The sequence below is a fragment of the Elusimicrobiota bacterium genome (genome assembly GCA_018816525.1).
Taxonomy (GTDB): Bacteria; Elusimicrobiota; Endomicrobiia; order CG1-02-37-114; family XYA2-FULL-39-19; genus OXYB2-FULL-48-7.
In genome coordinates this window covers 1-4,844 of sequence record JAHIVV010000046.1, presented here as the reverse complement: position 1 = coordinate 4,844, position 4,844 = coordinate 1, and the positions used below count along the sequence as shown (strand labels likewise).

Genomic DNA, 4,844 nt, shown 5'->3' with positions numbered 1-4,844 from the left:
TTGTCCGAATAATGTATGATGATTCATAAGCCTGAACCTCCTTGTAGACCCGACAGTAATCGGGTTTTGGCATGGTTTTGAATCACACCATTATAGGGAATAGTTCAGGCTTTTTCAATCCTAATTTGGACACACGTGATACTATAGCAATAAAAAATTGCAGTAAATCTTATAAAATGGACGGTAAAATTCTATGCATGAAAAACACAATCAAAGCCTGGTATTAATTAAACCAGATGGACTGGTAAAGTCCCTGACCGGAAATATTTTGACGCGTCTTTCAGAAACAAAATTGCGCATTATCGGCGCGAAAGTGGTCAAAGTCACCAGAGAACTTGCGGAAGAGCATTATGTGCACCTTAAAGACAAACCATTTTTTGAAGCCGTTGTAAAATACATGATGGGGAAGCTTTATGCCAAAGAATACGAAAGGGTAATCGCCATCGTTTATGGCGGCGAAAGCGCTATTGATAAAATAAGAAAAATGGCCGGCGCCACTAATCCGGAAGAAGCAGACCAAACCTCAATCCGCGGCCAATACGGAAGAGTTACCACAAAAGGTGTTTTTGAAAATGTAATCCATTGTTCAGCAAATGAAGAAGATGCCGAAAGGGAAATAAAATTATGGTTTAAGCCGGACGAGCTTCTTGAAAATATATACCCTACTGATGTTATAGAAGCTACTGAAAAAAAGCGGGTTTGGGAAAAATAGGAATTGAGTATTGAAGAGGGAATACACCTGATATCCTTCCAAGCGGATAGCATCAGGTGTTAAAGGGGAATAAATGCCGACATTACTGGAAAAATGGGTTGAAGAGCAGGCTAAATTGATGAAGCCGGACAATATTTACTGGTGCGATGGTTCCGAAGAGGAAGCGCGTAGATTAATCGAAATAGGAAAAACAAAAGAAAAAATTGAAAGTCATTATATTTTTCAGGATTTAAACCCTAAGACTTATCCTGACTGCTATTTTCACCGCAGCCATCATACGGATGTGGCCCGCACGGAGCACCTTACTTTTGTCTGTCAAAATGACAAAGAAACTGCCGGCCCCAACAACAATTGGATGGACCCGCAGGAAGCAAAAGTAAAAATGAGGCAGTTGTCCGACGGATGTATGAAAGGCCGCACTATGTATGTACTTCCTTATATGATGGGCCACCCGGATTCGCCCTACGCAAAAGCCTGTGTTCAGCTTACTGATGTCTCTTATGTTGCAGTAAACATGAGAATCATGACCCGCCTGAGCAAAAAAATAATTGACAAAATCGGAAATACTGAAAATTTCGTAAAAGGAATTCATTCCGTAGGAGATTTCAGCCCGGAAAAACGTTTTATAATGCATTTTCCTGATGAACACTTGGTTTGGAGCATCGGTTCCGGTTACGGCGGCAATGCGCTTCTGGGGAAAAAATGTTTTTCACTTAGAATCGCTTCCTGGCTGGGCCTTAAAGAAGGATGGCTGGCGGAACACATGGTAATTATGGGCATTCAGGATCCGAAGGGAAACATTTCATATATTACCGCCGCGCTGCCTTCCGCCTGTGGAAAAACAAATTTGGCTATGCTTGAATCAGCGCTTCCAGGATATAAAATCTGGACGCTTGGCGATGATATTGCATGGATGAACGTCGGCCCGGATGGCAGGTTGTGGGCTATTAATCCGGAAGCCGGTTTTTTCGGCGTAGCCCCCGGAACATCAATGAAAACAAACCCGAATATGATTCGCACGCTTAAAGCAAATAAGTTTTACCCAACGTTGTATACAAATACAGGCCTGGATACAGACAACAATGAACCCTGGTGGGAAGGCCTCGACGGCCCGGTTCCAAAAAATATACTGGACTGGCAGGGAAAAAAGTGGGACAGCGCTTCAGGGACAAAAGCCGCGCACCCGAATTCCAGGTTCACAACTTCAATTTATAATTGCCCGATGCTTTCAAAAGAATATGATAACCCAAAAGGCGTACCTATATCAGCAATAATTTTTGGCGGCCGCAGAACCCACACTATGCCGCTGGTTGTTGAGTCCTTCAACTGGCAGCACGGGGTATTTTTAGGCGCAAGAATGGGTTCTGAAACAACCGCTGCCGCCGCGCACCAGGTAGGAACCCTGAGAAGGGATCCTATGGCCATGCTTCCTTTTTGCGGGTATAACATGGGCGATTATTTCAAGCATTGGCTGAATATCGGAAAAAAGATGACTGCTCAAAATGCTCCAAAAATATTTTCAGTAAACTGGTTCCGGGTTGACGATGACGGCAGGTTTATCTGGCCGGGATTCGGTGACAATATCCGTGTATTAAAGTGGATAATAGAAAGAACCGGCGCCGGCACCACAGGCGCCAGAAAAACGCCGGCAGGGAATGTTCCGGAACTCAGGGACCTCAATCTTGAGGGTTTAAACATTCCTGCGGAAAAACTGGAAAAGCTTTTTGAAATTGATAAAAAATCCTGGGAAACAGAACTTACTGACGTCAACAAATTCTTTAGCCAGTTTGGAAGCAAAATGCCTTCTGAAATGTGGGATGAGCTTAAAAACCTGGAAAAAGAATTGCTTGGAAATACAAGCAAATAAAAATGAATTCATTTGGCTCCGCCAAAGATTTCCTGAGCAGGTACAAAATCCCTCTTTATGGGTTAGTTGTTATAGCGCTTACAGGGATATATTTTCGTTCAATTATCTCGGAACTGCCGCCGCTTGAAAATCTGCGCGAATACAGGCCCATCCTTTCAACAAAACTTTATGATATAAACGGCCAGCTGGTAACGGAATTTTTCACCGAGCGCCGCACCTGGGTGCCTCTTTACCGGATTCGCATGGATTTACAGAATGCGGTCCTTGCCATAGAAGACCACAGGTTTTTTAACCATTGGGGAATTTCTTTTTACGGCATAGTCCGCGCATTTGTACAGAACGCAATACACCGCCGCATCGCCGCAGGCGGGTCCACGATTACCCAACAGCTTGCTAAAACAGCTTTTCTGACCCAGGAAAGAACCGTCACAAGAAAAATAAAAGAACTCATCCTCGCCATACAGCTGGAAAGAAATTTTTCAAAGCAGGAAATTCTGGAGATGTACCTCAACCAGGTTTACCTGGGCCATGGCGCTTACGGTGTTGAGCAGGCAGCCATGCTTTATTTTTCAAAACATGCCTGGGAATTAAATTTGGCAGAATGCGCAGCCTTAGCCGGTATTGTCAGGTCTCCGAGTTATTTTTCGTTATTCAACCATCCGGAAAGAAACGCATCCAGGTCCGAGACAGTTCTAGACCAGATGGAAAAATACAAATATATCACTCAGGAAGAAAAAAAACAGGCCTTCCAGAATCCTGTTGCTCTAGTAAAAAATTCCGTACCTCTTCCCTCAGCGCAGGCGCCGTATTTTGTTGAATATATCAGGACCCAGATAGAGCAGGAATATGGCTCAGAAGTACTTTACAACGCAGGCTGGAAAATTTATTCCACGCTTGACCTGCAAATGCAAACCACTGCTGAAATAGTTGTCAGCGAATTCCTTTCGGATTTTGATAAAAAGCGTTTTGAATTGAAAAAATCGACCGATCTCCCGCCGGTACAGTGCGCATTATTGGCCCTGGATCCGAAGACAGGCCAGATCAGATCAATGATTGGCGGAAGAGATTTTCGTAAATCGCAATTCAACAGGGCTTATCAGTCCATGCGCCAGCCGGGAAGTTCTTTCAAACCGATAATTTATACGGCCGCAATAGAGAAGGGTTACACGCCCACGACAATACTTGAAGATGCGCCTTTAGTTTATGTTAATGACGGAAGGGATTGGCGGCTAAAGGCAAACAGTACCAGCTACCTGCTTACGCTTCCAAAAGAATGGCTGAAGGATCCCCTGAAGGTTTGGGTTCCGGAGAATTATAAAAGAAAATATTTCGGCAGGGTATTACTGCGCAGAGCGATTGAGTTATCAATGAATATGTGCGCCATCCGCACAATAGAGGAAATCGGGCCTACGACGGTAATTGAATATGCCCGCAGGCTGGGTATTGAAAGCCAGCTTACTAACACGCTCTCACTGGCTCTTGGCGCCAGCGATGTTACTATGATGGAAATGACAAGAGCCTACAATGCTTTTGCAAACAGAGGGATACTTACAAAACCTTATGCAATAATCCGCATAGAGGACAGTTCGGGCAAAGTAATAAAGGATAATCTTCCTGAAGAACAGGACGTGCTCTCAGAACAGACGGCCTATGTGCTTACCAATGTTTTAAAGGGTGTTATTAAGGAAGGTACCGGCCAATATGCAGGCTATTATTTGAGGAGGCCGGCGGCAGGCAAGACGGGTACTTCAAATAATTTTTCCGATGCCTGGTTTATCGGCTATACACCGCAGCTGACTTGCGGGGTTTGGGTGGGCTACGACGATAAAAGGACCCTGGGTGACGGCAATAGCGGCGGCGCAATTTCCTGCCCTATATGGACGCAGTTTATAAAACGCGCGCTTAAAGGCCAGCCTGAAACAGATTTTCCTACGCCTTCAACGGGGGTTACTTTTGTAACTGTTGACGCAAACACAGGATATCTCGCAACGCCCTACTCTAAAAAAATCTATACTGAAGCCTATATAAGCGGCACTGAACCTAAAACCGCCCTGCTGGCGCCCACAACAAACGATTTTCTTCCTGATGTGAAGGAAGAGGAATATTCCGGCGGATTCTAAAAACCTTTCGAGGAAGTTAAATTAGTCATATTCTACTATTGACAAATGTTAATATTTAAACTATACTTTCAATATGCAAGGTAAAAACAAACCATTATTACGGTATTTAGATTCAAGCATTTCAGGGCTTTTAAAGAAAAAGTAT

Annotated in this window: 3 protein-coding genes; all 3 read left to right on the top strand. The window is 44.0% G+C overall.

Annotated features, from left to right (window positions below):
• Positions 1–193 precede the first annotated feature (193 nt).
• Positions 194–712 carry a nucleoside-diphosphate kinase gene (locus KKH91_04495; GenBank protein MBU0952067.1) on the top strand — a complete coding sequence of 173 codons (519 nt, stop codon included), beginning with the start codon at positions 194–196 and terminating at the stop codon, positions 710–712.
• A gap of 73 nt (positions 713–785) precedes the next feature.
• On the top strand, positions 786–2,579 hold the full coding sequence (locus KKH91_04490; GenBank protein MBU0952066.1) for a phosphoenolpyruvate carboxykinase (GTP): 1,794 nt from the start codon (positions 786–788) through the stop codon (positions 2,577–2,579).
• Positions 2,580–2,581: 2 nt separating this feature from the next.
• Entirely contained in the window at positions 2,582–4,699 is a 2,118-nt protein-coding gene (locus KKH91_04485) for a PBP1A family penicillin-binding protein (protein ID MBU0952065.1), read from the top strand.
• The last annotated feature ends 145 nt before the right edge of the window (positions 4,700–4,844 follow it).

Bases quoted from the DNA above. Each gene is read 5' to 3' on its own strand.
- KKH91_04490 (MBU0952066.1), top strand. From the start codon at position 786: ATGCCGACATTACTGGAAAAATGGGTTGAAGAGCAGGCTAAATTGATG.
- KKH91_04485 (MBU0952065.1), top strand. From the start codon at position 2,582: ATGAATTCATTTGGCTCCGCCAAAGATTTCCTGAGCAGGTACAAAATC.
- KKH91_04495 (MBU0952067.1), top strand. From the start codon at position 194: ATGCATGAAAAACACAATCAAAGCCTGGTATTAATTAAACCAGATGGA.